The 15,879-nt window shown below is 55.1% G+C and carries 14 protein-coding genes; 5 read left to right on the forward strand and 9 right to left on the reverse strand.

Features of this window, described 5'->3' with window-relative positions:
- Positions 1–43: 43 nt before the first annotated feature.
- Positions 44–619, forward strand: a complete 576-nt coding sequence (locus tag ACYVHC_RS00265) for a helix-turn-helix domain-containing protein (protein ID WP_460611652.1) — start codon at positions 44–46, stop codon at positions 617–619.
- A gap of 772 nt (positions 620–1,391) precedes the next feature.
- A complete protein-coding gene (locus ACYVHC_RS00270; RefSeq protein WP_460611653.1) occupies positions 1,392–1,562 on the forward strand; it encodes a hypothetical protein in 171 nt (56 codons plus the stop codon).
- 130 nt (positions 1,563–1,692) lie between these two features.
- Here ACYVHC_RS00270 and ACYVHC_RS00275 read toward each other — a convergent pair whose 3' ends face one another.
- Positions 1,693–2,172, reverse strand: coding sequence for a hypothetical protein (locus tag ACYVHC_RS00275; protein ID WP_460611654.1), 480 nt, complete (start codon positions 2,170–2,172; stop codon positions 1,693–1,695).
- 176 nt (positions 2,173–2,348) lie between these two features.
- A complete protein-coding gene (locus tag ACYVHC_RS00280; RefSeq protein ID WP_460611655.1) occupies positions 2,349–3,785 on the reverse strand; it encodes a DEAD/DEAH box helicase in 1,437 nt (478 codons plus the stop codon).
- Between the two features lie 310 nt (positions 3,786–4,095).
- On the opposite strand from ACYVHC_RS00280, the gene ACYVHC_RS00285 reads away from it, so the two are divergent.
- The gene (locus ACYVHC_RS00285; RefSeq protein ID WP_460611656.1) at positions 4,096–4,611 is read left to right on the forward strand and encodes an NUDIX hydrolase; all 516 of its coding nucleotides are present in this window, start codon (positions 4,096–4,098) and stop codon (positions 4,609–4,611) included.
- Positions 4,612–4,713: 102 nt separating this feature from the next.
- Here ACYVHC_RS00285 and ACYVHC_RS00290 read toward each other — a convergent pair whose 3' ends face one another.
- Both ACYVHC_RS00290 and ACYVHC_RS00295 read right to left on the reverse strand, forming a co-directional pair.
- On the reverse strand, positions 4,714–5,274 hold the full coding sequence (locus tag ACYVHC_RS00290; RefSeq protein WP_460611657.1) for a hypothetical protein: 561 nt from the start codon (positions 5,272–5,274) through the stop codon (positions 4,714–4,716).
- Positions 5,275–5,669: 395 nt separating this feature from the next.
- A complete protein-coding gene (locus ACYVHC_RS00295) occupies positions 5,670–6,755 on the reverse strand; it encodes a hypothetical protein (protein WP_460611658.1) in 1,086 nt (361 codons plus the stop codon).
- Positions 6,756–7,106: 351 nt separating this feature from the next.
- Here ACYVHC_RS00295 and ACYVHC_RS00300 point away from each other — a divergent pair, with 351 nt between their 5' ends.
- A complete protein-coding gene (locus tag ACYVHC_RS00300; protein ID WP_460611659.1) occupies positions 7,107–9,077 on the forward strand; it encodes an OmpA family protein in 1,971 nt (656 codons plus the stop codon).
- Positions 9,078–9,127: 50 nt separating this feature from the next.
- Here the strand turns inward: ACYVHC_RS00300 and ACYVHC_RS00305 are convergent, their stop codons facing one another.
- From ACYVHC_RS00305 to ACYVHC_RS00315, 3 genes are all read right to left on the reverse strand, one after another.
- On the reverse strand, positions 9,128–10,141 hold the full coding sequence (locus ACYVHC_RS00305) for a S41 family peptidase (RefSeq protein ID WP_460611660.1): 1,014 nt from the start codon (positions 10,139–10,141) through the stop codon (positions 9,128–9,130).
- Between the two features lie 82 nt (positions 10,142–10,223).
- Complete coding sequence (locus tag ACYVHC_RS00310; RefSeq protein WP_460611661.1) at positions 10,224–11,066, reverse strand: YwqG family protein; 843 nt, start codon at positions 11,064–11,066, stop codon at positions 10,224–10,226.
- A gap of 43 nt (positions 11,067–11,109) precedes the next feature.
- Positions 11,110–12,843, reverse strand: coding sequence for a M28 family metallopeptidase (locus ACYVHC_RS00315; protein ID WP_460611662.1), 1,734 nt, complete (start codon positions 12,841–12,843; stop codon positions 11,110–11,112).
- 332 nt (positions 12,844–13,175) lie between these two features.
- Between ACYVHC_RS00315 and ACYVHC_RS00320 the strand changes: the two genes are divergently transcribed.
- Entirely contained in the window at positions 13,176–14,729 is a 1,554-nt protein-coding gene (locus tag ACYVHC_RS00320) for an ArnT family glycosyltransferase (protein WP_460611663.1), read from the forward strand.
- A gap of 298 nt (positions 14,730–15,027) precedes the next feature.
- On the opposite strand, the gene ACYVHC_RS00325 is transcribed toward ACYVHC_RS00320, so the two are convergent.
- Together ACYVHC_RS00325 and ACYVHC_RS00330 are read right to left on the reverse strand one after the other, a co-directional pair.
- A complete protein-coding gene (locus ACYVHC_RS00325; protein ID WP_460611664.1) occupies positions 15,028–15,264 on the reverse strand; it encodes a hypothetical protein in 237 nt (78 codons plus the stop codon).
- Between the two features lie 144 nt (positions 15,265–15,408).
- Positions 15,409–15,690 (reverse strand): hypothetical protein, encoded by a 282-nt coding sequence (locus ACYVHC_RS00330; protein WP_460611665.1) that lies wholly within the window; start codon positions 15,688–15,690, stop codon positions 15,409–15,411.
- Positions 15,691–15,879 lie beyond the last annotated feature (189 nt).

Below are 15,879 nucleotides of genomic sequence, written 5' to 3' on the forward strand. Positions count from 1 at the left end.
TGCTGGAAAGCCAGTACATTTGTAAATCACTGCTACTGCCACTATGCTTGATCGAATAAAGCAGATTATAAGCACCCAAAAGCTAAGCCCTACTCAGTTTGCTGATGCCATAGGGGTTTCTAGGCCTATTGTCAGCCATATTCTAAGCGGGCGCAATAAGCCGAGCTTAGAGGTAGTGCAGAAGATAGTAAGTGCCTTCCCAGGCCTATCGTTGTCGTGGCTACTGCTGGGTACTGGCCCCATGCAAGCACAGGTTCCCTCTGATGACGCTAATCCGGGCCCTGAGAAGCCTGTAAGCAGCGCTAAACCCCTTGCGTCATCTGCACCACCAGTAGAGGCTGTAGAAGCTCCGAGAGCAACTGCTACAACTCCGCTGGAGGTGATGGCTCCGGTTGTCGCAGAAATTACCTCCGTGGCCGCGCCTGAAAAGGTAGTGGAGGCTCCCATGGCGACTCAGCCTATTGCTGCAGTGGTGCCCCCCGCCAGAGCTGCCGTTGTGGCGGCCCAACCCTCACAGCCATCGGACTTTGCCCTCGGGTTGGCCAATCCGGAGAAGCGTATTCGCCGTATAGTAATCTTTTATCAGGACGGTACCTTCTCTGACTTTAGGCCTGAGTAGCTCTTAGTTAGCCATGTGATGGTGTATGTTTTATATTATCAAAATGCTATGTTATTTACCGCATTAATACAATTTGTCAGTATCAGTTTTAGTCCTCTAAATAGAGGTAGATAGTAAGAGTGCTAAGTAGTAAATTTGCTTTATTATATATTGTCTATGTATAGGGTAAAACAACATATTATTATTTGCTAATCCTATTGATAGAACATAATTTTTGTATAAGATAAATAACTTATTATCAAGAATTTATAATGACGTAAGTCAACTTGTTCTTGACATCAAAGTGCTTAGTAATGCTGTTATTATTTACTTGGTAAAGTTATATCGTAGTGGGGTGCTTTGGTTAAGCAATTATAGTAGCCTTAATATGCTATGCTTGCTAATCGTATTGACTGCTGAAAAGACCTGAAAAGTCATACATGCACTATGCATGACCTCGCTAATACATTTAGTGAGAGAAACTGAAAGTGAGGTTTAAACTATTCGTTAGCAGCCCTGGTTGGGTAGGCCGGTGAACTCACCCTTTGCAGAGTACCTATTGAGCGGGAGCTGTGTACTCTAGCAAAGCAATACTGCCTACAAATACACGCTATCTATCGGTTGATAGAATTGTAAATGCTCCTGCTAGCTCCCCCGAAAACCATGTGCTCCTGATAGGAGTTGCTATTTGTTAACAACACTGCCGGCCTATCATGCAACAAGTAGTGGCCGGTGGTTTTCGATTCCGAAGGAAGTGCTTGGGAGTTTTCGGGTCGGTGCTTACCTTTGGCGCATGAAAAATCTTCGTCTGACTTTCCTGTTTGCCGCCTGCGCCTCGCTGTTCCTCTCGTCCTGCTCGCAAGCTCCCGATGCGGAGAAAGACCCCAACGCGGATGCGGCCTATAAGCGTAGCCACCGCACGGAGCAATACCGCGAAGCACAGCGTAGCAACGTTAATTACTAGTACTAGCAATTAGGTAGTGCACCAAGGGGGCTTAGCTCCTTAGTCGCTGCTTCTGCCCCATAAAAAAGCCCCGCTGGCTATGGCCGGCGGGGCTTTCTGCGTTCTGCAAGGGTTGGGGTTGCGGCTGACCCTAGCGCAGCACTGGCTGCAGGGTGGCGGATGGCAACAACGAAGGCAGGGAAATACCGGCCAGTAATTCATTTTCGAGCAGATCGGCCCAGGTACGTAGGTATAGTACTACATCATCGCGCTGGTTGTGCCGAAGGGCATCGCGGCGCTCAAAGGGGATGGCCATACGGATGGTGGGGTCAGAGAGGCGCTCTAGGTGAGCCAAGTCCTGGCGGGTGAAGCCCAGTGCGAGCATTTCATCAATGGTTTCATCAATGGGCAGGCCGCTGGTAGGGCAGTAATCGGTTAGCTGCCGCTCCCAGTCGCCGTAGCGCTGCATGGCGCGCGCGTGGATTTCGCCTTTAGTGAGCTTGGTTACCGTTTGGGCCAGGTGCCCGCAGTTGCAGCTACCCATATGCCCCCATTGGTAAGGAGCTTGGGTAGCTAGGCGGTGTGCCGTATCGCGCAGTGCCTGAATAACGGGAAGAGTGCGTTGAGCCATAACAAAACAAGAGAAATGTGACGCAGAAAGAAGGACTTATCCTGTGAATAAGTTGCAGGGCCTGCCTTTTGTTTTTAGCGCAAAGAGGAGCTTGCCGGAAGGGCTAGGTCATAAAAAAATCGATGCTTCCTTACCAAGTAAAGAAGCATCGATTTTCGCGCAAAAGCGCAACCTACTTACCGGCTACCGTCGCCGCGGAAGCGCCGGCGTTGGCCGCTGCCTCCTGAGCCGCCACTGCCTTCCGGACGAGCCCCGGCAGCCCGGCCTGCGGAGCTATGCCCGCCGCGCTGGCCTTGTCCGGCGCCCCGGTCGTTCCGGCTTGGCGCCTGCCCTTGCGGACGGCCCGAACCTGCTGCCCGACCAGAATCGGCGGGCTGGGTGCCGCGTCCGGGGCGGGCCGGACGACCAGCCGGGCCCTTCGGCCGCTTAATAACCGGACCGCCCGAAAGCGGTACTGGCGGCACCATGTTCGTTACGAAGGGATGCGCCTGCACCACGGGTACCTGCCGACGAATCAGCTTCTGGATATCCTGAAAGTAAGCGCGCTCTTCTTCGTCGCAGAAGGATAGGGCCGTGCCATCGGCGCCAGCCCGGCCCGTACGACCGATACGGTGCACATAGGTTTCCGGCTCGTTCGGAATTTCGTAGTTGATAACGTGAGTCAGCTCCTCCACATCAATACCGCGCGCCGCAATATCAGTAGCTACTAGTACCCGCGTACTACCTGCCTTGAAGCTGCTAAGTGCCCGCTGCCGGTGGTTCTGGGACTTGTTACCGTGGATGGCTTCCGCCGGAATTTCGGCTTTGGCCAGCGTGCGAACCACTTTATCGGCTCCGTGCTTGGTGCGGGTAAATACCAATACCCGCCGGATGTTGCTGTCCGTCAGAACGTGTTCCAGCAAGGCCGCCTTGTCGTTTTTCTCGACCATGTACACGGCCTGCGTTACGGTATCAGCAGTACTTGATACGGGCGTAACGGCCACTTTTACCGGATTAGGGCGCAGGATGCTGTTGGCCAGCTCCTGAATCTGGCCGGGCATGGTGGCCGAGAAGAACAGCGTCTGGCGCCGGGTGGGCAACTTGGGCAGAATACGCTTGATGTCATGGATAAAGCCCATGTCCAGCATACGGTCGGCCTCGTCGAGCACAAACACCTCGATGTTGCGCAGGTCAACGAAGCCCTGGCCCATGAGGTCGAGCAAGCGGCCGGGGGTAGCAATAAGTACCTCAACGCCGCGCTTGAGCGCCTGCACTTGCGGGTGCTGGCCTACGCCGCCAAAAATAACCGTGGAGCGCAGCTTGGGCAGATGCCGGCCATATGCTTGAAAACTTTCGCCGATCTGAATAGCCAGTTCCCGGGTAGGCGTAAGAATCAGGCAGCGAATACGCCCGGGAGCATGACGCTCTACCTGGGCCGTTTGGTGCAAAATCTGAAGGATAGGTACGGTGAAAGCGGCCGTTTTGCCGGTTCCCGTCTGGGCGATGCCTAGCAGGTCGTGGCCTTCCAGCACCTGTGGAATAGCCTGCTGCTGAATGGGGGTAGGGGTAGTGTACCCTTCCTCGTGCAAGGCACGCAGGATGGGTTCAATAAGGTTTAGTTCGTCGAACGACATCAAAAGAGAAGAAAAAACAGCTGCCAAACGGGCAGTAGAAATGGCAAAACAATACTTGCTACGGCAAAGGTCGGCTTTTTTACGCCGACTGCCGGATATTGAACTTGGTATGGGAAAATATGAGCGACTTTTATGCTGATAGCAAGCAGTATAACAGCGGTTACCAGGCCTTGTTTACAGGCTTTTACGTGGTGCTCGGCCAGCGAAAACGCGTGGGTATGGGCCAGGCGGCGGTAGCTAGTACAACACTATTCACGTGTAATTCCGTTTACTCTACTCGTAAATATGTTGTCTTTTAGTTAGTCGCCGTATGAAAATCACCGACCGTAAAGTTGCTTACAATGGTCATTATAAGCTTAGCCAGCTGCAAGTGCAGGATGGCGCCGATACGCTGCACCGGGAACGGTTTGAGCCCGGAACTGCGGTAGCGGCGCTGGTGTGGAACACCGAAACCCGGCAGTACATCCTGACGCGCCAGTACCGCATTGGTCCCGAAGCCGAGCTAGTGGAGCTTGCCGCCGGAATGATAGATGGCAACGAGGAACCGGAAGAAGCAATCCGGCGCGAAATTCAGGAGGAGTTGGGCTATGAAGTAGAGTACCTGGAGCAAATTGCGCGCATGTACCCTTCGCCGGGCACCAGCTCTGAAATTATTACTGTGTTTTATGCCGAGGTAAAGCACAAATCCGGCGAGGGCGGGGGCCTGGCCGAAGAGCACGAGAAGATAGAAGCGGTGTATTTCACTCCCGGGCAACTCGCGGCTGCTTCTTTCCAGGATGGGAAAACTATTATTGCGGCCCAGTGGGCCCAATTGCGGCGCAGCTAAGCCCCGGTATCTACTATCAGCAACGCCCGCCAGACGTACCCATGTTGGGGTAGGCCTTGCGGGCGTTGCTACTAGGTATCTCTTAGCCGGAAAGCCTTCGGGCTACTGGGCTTTGATGATGTACTCGAAGTTTTGCTTGGTCTTGGCGTCGTTGATTACCAGTGTTACATCCTGGGGCGCCTCTACCTTCGTGAACGGAATCGTGCGCTTGCTCATGTACAGGTCGCGGTTCCAGAAACGGCCCTGGCCAGCGGGCAGCTCCGCCAGATTCAGTACTTCTTTGCCCTCCTTGGTTTTGGCTACCAGGCTGAGGTAGGCTGGATCGGCATTCTGAGCCCCTCTGCGATACATGGTAACCGTCAGTTGTCCGCCGGCCGGTAGGTGGTCGAAGCGGCGCTGGTAGGTGCTGTCGGCCCAGTTGTTCATGCGCTTGAGCTCATTGATTTCTACCAGCAGCTCGGCATACGGGCGGTAGGCCACGCGCGTAACGCAGGCGTCTACTTCGGCATCCTCATCGGTGTTCTTGGTCACGTTGAGCACGTAGGGGCTTTCCTCATCCTTTTTAGGGAACGTGTATTTCTTGCGGGGCTTGCCTGGCATGTATTGGGCCGAAGCAGCCAGCGTGCCTAGTAGCAGAAAGGAGAGGAGGAAAAATTTCTTCATAATAGAAAGTAAAAGCCTGATGCAGGTATGGCCGGATTTCGACGGGGCAAAGATAGGAAATCCGGCGGCCGCTCCGGCGGGGTTTCGGCCAGTGTTGCATTTCCCCCGACAGAACTAGAGGTTGTGCTGTCCGGGCTGCCTAGCAGCTCTTGCTGCTGTAGGCCAAGTATGATTATACCAGCTTAAACAGTCAACCAGTAGCTTCAGCATAACAGTCAAATTTGTGTTTAAACAAATGGGCGTATGTGTTGATTCTGTGTTTTATTAAAAATAACCATTTGTTTAATTAGGTGCGTGAGGATTAACAGCTGATAATATAATTGCTGTATAAAACAGATAATGAGTCAGTTGCTTGTTTAATCCAAATGAGTAATACGACTCTGGGTAGTAGTCTCTTACTCATAGTACTGGTACTCGTAGCGGTAAAAGGCGGGCTTTTCGCTGCGGGCATCAGATGTTTCGCGTAGCAATAGTCCGTTGGGTAAATAAGAAAATACTGAGTAGGTTTTCTTGGCCGGACTATACACAGAGGATGTGCTTTGCTCGTGAGAAATAATTTGATTGGCTGAGTTGTAGGTGTATTTCACTATCGTAGTAGCAAACTGCCCCGTCCGATTTATGCGGGTCCAGGTTTGCTGCGTCGCTACCCTATTGTTGCTGTCATAGGTCCAGCGTTGCCGGGGGTAACTGTAAAAGCCCTGTTTATGCCGGAGCGCCGACAAAACCTGAGCGTAGGAAAGCAGCGGGGCCACGTTTCCGGCCTCGTACTTTACCTTCTGGACTTTGGCAACATCGCGCAAATCAAGGCTCCCAACTTCTAGGAGGCGGCCTCGCCGGCTAAAGTTGTACAACGCCCCGGACCACTCCAGCTTCCCCAGCCCATTGTAGTTGTACTTCAGAACCAGTACGGTATCCGGGTGGGGGGTATAGCGCATAGTAAGATCGCGGCTTTCCCGGTTCAAGATGGTGCTGTTGCCGAGCGGTATACCGTGTGAAATAAACTCCGTCAGGAGCGTGTCGGCGCGCTGCTCCAGCTTCACTTCACTGATGGTAGTGCGGGTACCATTGGCCTTTATCACCTCTTGAATTCCCCGGTGCAGGTCGGGGTTGTAGGTATAAATTACCGTATGGCGCCAGCTAGAGGTTGGATACGTAATCAGGGACGTACAGCGGCCCTGCGCGTCGTAGCTCCATTGCCGGTGCAATTCCGGGCTTAGCTTCCTGTCTACCCTCGTATAGCGGCCAAATCGGTCGATTTCCTGATACGTAACCGTGTCGCGCACTTCACCCTCTTCCGTGAGGCGTACTGTGTGTACGGAGCGGACTTTGGCCTGCCGGAACAGGTTGCGCGTAAGCGAATCAGGATCAACCTGAATGGGGCCATCAAACTCGCGCACAGCTTCCACAGATTGCGCCGCGCTGGTTTGAACCGATAAAATGCCACTTAGCAGCAGAGAGGTACCTAGTAAATATATACGCACAAATAGGAGGGTTTAATACACTTCCACAATACACGCTACTAAGCAGCCAGAATCCGAAAATGCTTTCGGAGAGAAGCACAGGCAGGGTACAGGGAGAGCCGGGTTGGGATTAAAAGCAGGGGTAGCAAAAAGTATTCCATTCGAGCTATGTAGTCGGGTATGCCACGCCTTTTCATCGGCCCCTACCTTCCCCGTGGCATCCTAGGTCATATTCAAGTCTGAACCGCTTCACTTTGCCGCTTGCGTTTGGGTACCCCCAACGAAAAAACAGTTTTCTTGCTCCTCGCTACTGGCAAGCGTCGTGACGCTAGCTTCCCTATATTTAAGGCTGTTTTCTTTGCTTGCTCCGCTATGATGAAGGTTTTGCTGACGCTGGTTCTGGCGCTTTGCTGGCTTGCATTGTATGCGCAGGAGCCGCCGCGGGCCAACGTGTACACCAACCTTACCGCCCAGTATCATCTCACCTTGCCGGACACCGCGTGGCGCCAACACCTGAGCGAGGACAAGCTGGGAGTAGTTTTTACGGCCGGGCCAACCCAAAACCAGGCTACTGTAACGGTAAGCGTCCGGCCGCTTTCTACTGCCCAGAAGGGTAGTGTCGGCCGGCCGGGCGCCGGTCAGCAGGATTCCGTCTGGAGCCATATGCTACAGCAGCCGCAGGCCCAGGTGCTTCGCCTTCAGCAGCACGCCACCGGCTTGGGCCAGGAGATAAGCTACCAGTATACGTTCGCTAGCCGCCCCGCTGCTACTGAAAGAACTCGGGTACTTGGGCGCCAGCTGTGGGGTAGTACTTATATTTATCAGGTGGAGTACCAGGCTTCCACTGCCCTGGACGCACGCTACCTGGCTGCCGGCGAGGAACTGGTGAAATCGTTTCGCTTAAGCAGCAGCCCGCCACGCACCGGCTATGTTGCGCAGCCATGCGATGATAAGATGTACGGCATTGCGGCCTTGCGCTACGACAATGAGCTGTGGGAAGACGACTGCCGTACAATCCATGAGTTTTCGGCAGCTGACCTGACCCGGCCCCCCAAAATTCATCGGCGGGCGCTGCCCTTTCAGTCGTATGCGCTGGCTAAGGGCTTCGACAACTGCCTGTATGCCGTCACGAAGGCACCTACCAACGCGCCCGAATACGTGTACCGCTACAACCCAGCTACGCGCCAGGGCCAATACACCTCCTGGAAGCTGCCTGCTCAGGGACCTGAAAACGTCTGGATTTCGGCGGCTACGGATGAGCAGGGCGACCTCTATTTCATGACTTCCGATGCCAACAAGCTCGTGAAAGTCAGCCCCACTGACAGCACCGTAACTTTAGTCTGGGCATCAGACCCATTGCGAAAGGCGCCCTTCTATTCCACCATCGGGTTTGCGGGTGCCGGCACGCACGGCAACTTTTGCCTTGCCCCCGACCACACACTATACCAGGTATACAGCACCGATGGTTCGTTGCTGAGCATCAACCTGAAAACCCGGCAGCCCGCCCCCAACCTGACGCCTATTAGTGGGCTGCCGGAACGCGGCGGCTACAGCGACCTGCTACTGCAGAACGATGATTCCGGCCAGCAGCGTCTGTATCTGGCGGGCCCCAAAGCCATTTATCAGGTGGATCTGGAGCGCCGGCAGGCAAGTCAGGTACGGCGCGGTATTTATACCGATCTGGCGGGCTGCAATGTGTTTCGGGCACCCTCACTGCCCGCCCCGGCCGCCGCAGCGGTGGCGGCTAGCACTTGGCGGGGCCGGGTGCTCGATGCGGTTAGCTTCCAGCCATTGCCCCAAGCCCAGCTGCGCCTAGGCCCTACCGGAGCCGAAACCACCGTCTCGCTCACGGCTCAAGGGGCATTTTCGTTTCTGGTGGAGCCGGGCCATGCTACTGCCGCCCGCGCGGAGCTACCGGGGTATCTGCCCACCGACAGCACCTATATGCCGTTGGCGGGCCCGTACGTGCAGGACATTCTGCTGAAGCCACTGGCTATTGGCACCACGCTGCGTCTAAAGAATGTGCAGTTTGAACAGGGTAAATCGAGGCTGCTGCCTTCTTCTTACCCCGCGCTTCGCAAGCTAGTAGATCTGCTGAGCAAGAACCCGGCCCTGACCATTGAGCTGCGCGGCCACACCGACAACGTAGGGGCCGCGGATAAGAATGTGGTACTGAGTGAAAAGCGAGTGGACGCCGTGAAGCTGTATCTGGTCAACCATGGCATAAGTGCTGCCCGCATCACGGGTATTGGGTTGGGCGGCACGGAGCCTAGTGCCAGCAATACCCAAGAAGCCACCCGTCGCCTAAACCGCCGCGTAGAGTTCCGGGTGACAGGACGGTAACGGCCAGAGCGCCCTTGCCGGCGACTGCCTGCTACCCGGCCTGGCGGTGGCTACTTGCTTTGCTTCGGCTTCTTCAGCCACTTCAGCGCCGCCGCTACCTTGGCATCTTTGGTAAGGTCAGTGAAGTTGTCGCCGCTGGTTATGAGCACGTCGGGGGTTAGGTGGGTTTTGTAGGCTACCTGGTTGCGGTCGGCGTCTTGCAGCCCGGCAATCGTGAGGTAAGAAGTACCGCTGATTAGGTAGCTTTCATTGGCCGTAGTGGCGCCGTAAGTGGGTTCGCCGAAGGAGCGGGTAACAGGCCGGCCGCGCAGGCTAATAGCCACTATTTCGCCCGAGCTGGCCGTCATGCCACTGAGCAGCACGGCAATGGGCTTATCAGTGCGGCGTACAGGGCAGCGGTTTTCCAGGGTGGTTACTTGCATGGTATCCATGTAGAAGTTTCCCTCGCGCAGATACCACTGCTGATCAGGCTTACCGTCCTTATCCACGAAACCGCCTAGGTGTCCGTCGCCGATAAGTGGCGCAAGGCCAGCCAGCATAGGAGCCATTGCGCCACCGTCGTTCAGGCGCAGGTCAATAATCCAGGCTTTGGCTTTATCGGGATTGATGCGACAGAGGGAGTCCTGCACCACCTTGGCCGCGTCGCGCATAGCTTGCAGGCTGCCCCCGGCATTGATGCCCGGCAGCTGTACGTAGCCTACGTTCCCAGGCAGCATCTTAACCAGCACGCCCGGCTTTTTCGCCAGGGCTTCCTTCACGGCGACGTTGGCGTACACCTTGCGGGCCGGGTTGCGCCACTTGTAGGATTTGCCCTTGTAGGTGAGCCAGCCGTGGTCGTCCTTCAACTGCTCAAACACATAGGGGTAAATCGGGAGCAGCTCCCGCACCGATTGTGCCCCCTGCGCTTTTTGATACACCGTCTGGCGTAGTTGTGGCCAATCCACGGTATTGCGCTCCAGCGAATAAGTTTCTAGAAGCGTTAAGCTCTTATCCAAAAACGTTTTAACCGAATCGGGGAGAGGCGTAGTGGTAGTTTGACACTGGGCCACCTGAGCGGTAGCCATAAGTAGCACGAGTAATCCTAATTTCTTCATGTCTGCAAGATGCGCCTTGCTGGCAAAGGGTTGTTTGTGAAGATATCCACACCTAGTAACACTGCAGAATTACCCAAGTAGCATCGAAGTTCTTGCTTCTTAAATCCTGCTCTTTAATCCAGAAATATAGTCGGCCAGCGTCGCCCCACATCATGCGGCATTCGTCCTCATTGCTATCAACCTGCAATAGAAGGATCCAGTTAGCGGCATTTGGTTCTAATATTTTTGCCTGCGTAGAATTATAAACCGATGAATCACCACAGTAAAGACCATTCGTCACTAATTCACACTGTAATTCCATCGAGCCTTGAATGGTATCAGCATGGCCAAGCAATTTATTTATATTGCTTTCTTCCAACGCATACAGGTTTTCTTGTTCGCTCTCCGTTAAAAAATCGAGCAGAGTACTTTCCCAGGAGGGCAGGCTAATTTCCAGTTGTGAAACGAGGGCGCAAACTTCAAATTTAGCTTCTGCTTCCAGCGTACTGGGAAAGGGTAAGCGGTGAAGTTCACAGGGTAATCCTTCGAAAAACAGGACCTTGAATTTGTCGCTGTCTTTATTGTCGTATCCCCAAGCCTCCTGCTCGGCCGAGTAAAAGAAGGATAAAAGCCCTTGTCGAGGCAGTAACCCCTCCTCGTCGGCAGCAGTTATATCAGCTAAACTAATCTGGGCAACGAAAGCAAGTGGCACCTCCGGACTTGATTCGGTGGGCCATTGTCTGCCAATAGGTAGGTCTGGGGCACCTCCCATTTTAGAGCTGCCAACAGGAATATCTCTATCCGCTTTAGCGGATAGATGCAATCGTATAGACGGCCGAGTAACGGATTTGATTTTGCCCCAATGATGAATAAGGTCTAATTCTTTCAGCTTCTCAATTAACTCTCTTCTTATCATATGTGTGGTTAAAGGGATAGAATGTAGCTTTTAAAATGATTAGCTACCGTTTCATACTCTTATCCCGCGCTCCTTTAAACTCGGAGCCGGCGCGCCATTTGGGGAAGGTGGTTTCATTGGCCAGGCGCTGGCCTACCCGGAAATACAGCTGGGCATCTTGGGCAATGCCGCCTAGGTCCCAGCTGGGGTCAAACTGGTCGGCGGGCTTGTGGTACATGTTGGTGGTGTAGTTCTGGCGCTGCTTGGCAATGGCTTCTTTGCCGCCGGTGCGGCTCTCAAAACCGCCGCTGGCATAGAGCGAGGGCACGCCTACGTGGGCAAAGCTGAAGTGGTCGGAGCGGTAGAACATGCCGGTTTCGGGCGTCTGGTCGGGTAGTAGGTAGCGGCCCTGCTCTTTGGCAGCGGCGCGGGCATAGTCCTCCAGCTCCGACTGGCCGTAGCCAATAACGGTGAGGTCCTTCATCTGACCGTAGGGCCAGAGCATGTCCATATTCAGGTCGGCCACGGTTTTGTTGAGCGGAAACGGCGGGTGCTGGGCGTAGTACGCTGAGCCAAGCAAGCCTTGCTCTTCGCCCGTTACGGCCAGGAACACGATGCTACGGGCTGGTTTCTGCTTGGCCTGCTGAAACGCTTCGGCAATGCTCAGCAGCGCGGCCAAGCCTGTGCCATCATCCACGGCACCGTTATAAATGGAGTCGCCGGCAATGGCTTTTCCTACTCCAAAATGGTCCCAGTGCGCGGAGTAAATGATGTATTCGTTGGGCCGAGTGGTACCGGGCAGCACGGCCAACACGTTGCGCGAGGTTTGGCGGCGCATTGTGTTCCGGATGCTGGCCGTGAGCGTGAGGTTACCTAGTGGCTTCGCCCGGAAGCCCTTGGTGTTGGCAGCGGTGTAGAGCTGGTCGTAGTTCTGGCCGGCCGCTGAGAATAGCTTTTTGGCGGCATCAAGCGTAAGCCAGCCTTCCAGGGCGCATTTGTCTGCACCTTTGTTAGGAGTTTGGGCGCGCAGCTTCGGGCTGATGGCGCCGCTTAGCACCACCGACCAGGGGTAGGCGGCCGGTTTGGTATCGTGTACGATGAGCAGGCCGGCGGCGCCGTGGCGGGCAGCTTCCTCGTATTTGTAGGTCCAGCGGCCGTAGTAGGTCATGGCCTTGCCGTTGAACAGAGTCGTGTCGTTGCCGGCATTACCGGGGTCATTTACCAGCACCACCACGGTTTTGCCTTTCACATCGAGGCCGGCGTAATCATCCCAGCCGTACTCGGGGGCCACCACGCCATAACCGGCAAACACCAGCGGCGAGTTGCTCACGTTCACCTCGGGCTGCTCGCGCTGCGTGAAGGCCACAAAATCAGTTTTGTATTGCAGACTCAGCGGCTGCCCGCCGCCCTTAATCTGCAGGGTAGCGGAAGGGGTGCCCGTGATTTCAACCAGCGGCACCGGCTGAAAATAGGTGCCATTTGGGCCCGGCTGAAGGCCTAGGCGCTTGAATTCATCGGCCAGGTAGGTTGTGCTGCGCTCCTCGCCGATGGTAAAGGGCTTGCGGCCCATCATCTCATCCGAAGAAACCGCCTGCAAATACTTGCTGATGCTGGCCGCACTGATAGCGCCACCAGAGGCAGACGTATCCGTGGAAACTGCACTTGAATCGGAGGTGGTGGCGGTAGTAGTCGCAGAGTCGGCGGTGTTATCTGACTTCGACTGGCAGCCGGCCAACGCCAGGCCCAGCAGCCAAACCGGAACCGATAAAACAGAGGAGAAACAAGTAGAAAAAGGCATACACAGTGGAAGGAAAGAGGTGGTGGCCAGTGGGACCCGACTTGAGCGCAGTAACCCACCTAGGAACCTGACAGATACCATTCGATTTCTCAATAGTAGCCAGATATTCGTGAAAGTGCTAAAAGGAACGCGGGTGCGGCGCACTTTGCACGCTAGGTTACCTGGTGGGCTACTCCAATGCAGTCAGTAGTGTACTTCGAATAGGTTGATAACCATGTTGATGGGGTTTGGCTATGGCGAAGGCCTAGGGAATTCCGGGCGCACTAGCTTCATCATTAGCTCAAACCACCGTTTTTTGTCGGGTTATTCGTTTTATCCTTACCCTCAATGGCATGCCCTTAACACTTTTGCTGGTGCTCTTACTAAGCGCGGGGCTTACGGCAGGAAGCATCTTTTTTTACCAGCGCAAGCGTACGGGGGCGGCTGTAGTTTTGCTGATGGGAGCGGCTCTGGCGTTGCGGCTGGTGCTGGTTTGCCTGGATCCGTTTTTACATGAATGGGACGAGCGGTTTCATGCGCTGGTGGCCAAAAACATGCTCCTGGACCCCTTGCGCCCAGTTTTGCGCGCCAACCCTGTACTGGGCTACGATTACCGAAACTGGTGCTGCAACCACGTCTGGCTCCATAAGCAGCCCTTGTTTCTGTGGCAGCTGGCCCTGGGGCTGAAGGTGTTCGGGATAAATGAAATAGCCCTCCGGATTCCCAGTGCCTTGCTTGGGAGCTTGCTTGTGTGGCCCGTGTACCGGATTGGCCGGCTGGCGTTTAGCGCGGCCGTTGGCTACCATGCGGCGCTACTGCTGGCGTTTGCCTGTTATCAGTTGGAGCTTACCATTGGCTTTCAGAGCGTCGACCACAGCGACGTGGCGTTTATGGTGTACGTCACAAGCAGCATCTGGGCCTACTATGAAAGCCGGCAGTTGGGCGCCTGCACCTGGGTTTGGATTGGCCTGACGGGGCTGTTTGCGGGCGCAGCCGTGCTGTGCAAATGGCTGCCCGGCCTGGTAGTGTACGCCGCCTGGGGGCTGGATATCGTGCTGCATACCGAACGCCGCACGCATCCCGCTGCCTATGGCCGGCTGCTGGCGGCCCTTGCCCTGACGGTGTTGGTGGTGCTGCCGTGGCAGCTATACACGCACCGTACATTTCCGCTGGAAAGCGCCTTTGAGCAGGAGTATGCCGCCCTGCATTTCACGCAGGCGCTGGAAGACAAAGGCGGGGCGTGGCATACCTATTTTACCAATACCTTATGGAGCCAGTATCATTGGCTGGTGCTGCTGATAGGCGCCGGACTACTTCTGCAGTTGCTGCCCACCTGGCGGGGGCGGCCGCGGCGGGCGCTGCTGGTGTGCTGCGGGGCCATATTCGGGTTCTTTTCGCTGGCGGCTACCAAAATGCCTTCTTACACCTACGTGGTGGCTCCGTTGCTGCTGGTGTTGGCGGCTGTGGCCTGGGTGGCAGGACTGCAATGGTTGCGGCAGCGGCCAGGGCTAGGGCGCCGCATAGCAGCAAGTATTTTCTCGGTGCTGGTTGTGCTAGCCTGCCTGCAGCCCTGGACCCTGCTGAAAAACCACGTAGATAGCTTCGCTTCTGCGGAGCGGCAGCAGGAGCGGCAGCGCCGGAAGCAGCATAAACAGGTGTACAGCCAGCTGAATCAGTTGGTGCCGCCGGGTTATGTAGTGTTCAATGTGCCGCCTCTGGAAAACATCGATGCCATGTTTTACTCGCAGCGCAACGTGTACGAGGGGTGGCCCACGGAGCAAGAATACCACAGCCTACAACAACAGGGCATCCGGCTGGCCGCGTTTGCCGAGCGAAACACAGAGAATGCCCGGCCTGCCTATCTGCAAAATACGATTGTACTGTTGGTACCCGCTTCCCTAGACTAGTAACAAAGCTATTCCAGATGTAGTGGAAATCGCACAAGTCGGGCAGGCAGCGTCTGAAAACTTCAGAACGACTATGCGGAGCAGGTAGCTCATCAAGCCACTTGCTCCGCATAGTCGTTCCTTTGGTAACATCATTTGGCAAGCCCAGTAGATATTCAGCGACGCACAGCCTGCCATTCTACTGCTACTTCGGCGCGGTGAGCCCGGGTATTAGGTTGCTAGGTAGTAGTTTGCCGGAAGCCGCCGGGAGCCGGGACGCTGTTGCGCGTATCCTTTCGTGACACGTATTACCCCTTGCTTACCGGGTTGAGTGGCGGCCTACTTTGTAGGTTGGCTTGGCGCTAGCTTTTTTGCGGAACAGGGAAGTGCGCTTCTTGCTGGATTTGCGGCCTTTGTATTTCTTATAAAATGGGCGGTGCGTGTACGATTTGCCCCGCATTTTAGCGCGGGCGTACCGCGTAGGCCGCCCAGCCTCGGCTGGCTCCGGGCCGCTTACCATCAACAGCGCAAAAATCAAGATCAGAATGCGGATCATACTCCAATAGGGGTTGTTTGGGGTCTAAACTCCGTTTGCGCTGAAAAATTGTGGAGCTACTAGCCCTGCTGCCGGCTCAAACCAAACGGCCTCCCTTGCCAAATGGCAAAGGAGGCCGCTGAATTTTACCTATCAAGGGTATTTCTATTCCCCACCAATCGTCTGGTTACGCGACGGTCTTCTGGGGGTAGTGTTGTTGTTTTTCTTTCTCTTGCGCCAGAACTGGAACCACTTCTGACGGTAGCGGATAGTGCGCTTCTTGCGGGCCTTTCTGCCGCCGCCTTTGTACGTGCGGTAGTTAGGGCGGTGTACGTATACTTTACCGCGCATCTTGGCGCGGGCCGCCGGTCCGCCCTGGGCCAACGCCGGGCTAATATCAACCAATGCCATCAGCATCAGCCAGAGAATTAGAAGAAATCTAGGCATAAATAAAAAGTGAAGCCGCCAAATGGAACGCGAAAGTACCAAACCCGGAGGCAAATGTTCGGCCAGAATAGAACGTGGTTGAAAAAAAAGTCAGCCGAAGGATCTACAGCCGAATAAAAAAGTTCCTGCCAGGGCAACAAAAATGTGCCTTCACGGGCTTCTTTACTAGTTTTTTACCCCTTGTGCCTT

The sequence above is a fragment of the Hymenobacter seoulensis genome (genome assembly GCF_054780535.1).